This window comes from Achromobacter marplatensis, assembly GCF_049060505.1.
Lineage (GTDB): Bacteria > Pseudomonadota > Gammaproteobacteria > Burkholderiales > Burkholderiaceae_B > Achromobacter > Achromobacter marplatensis_A.
In genome coordinates, this window is record NZ_JBMGRB010000048.1 from 1 (window position 1) to 212 (window position 212).

A 212-nucleotide genomic window follows, 5' to 3' on the forward strand; every position below is an offset into this window, starting at 1 on the left:
CTTGTTGCGAACCAGGGACTCGCCGTGGCTCTCCTCCAGCGTGGCCAGATCGATATCCCGACCTGAAGCGGGAGCTTGAACATGCAATTGCGCAAGATCATCAAGACGCGCGGTCACTTCCCCACTGATGAGGCAGCCATCAAGCTCCTATGGCTGGCGCTACGCAACGTGCTGGCCAAGTCCGTGAGGGCGACCTTCGACTGGAAAGTCGC

At 59.9% G+C, this 212-nt stretch carries 1 pseudogene; it reads left to right on the top strand.

The features are described 5' to 3' along the window. Positions 1–72: 72 nt before the first annotated feature. Positions 73–212 (top strand): annotated as a pseudogene (locus ACI0FO_RS29480) (IS256 family transposase); the annotation flags it as partial.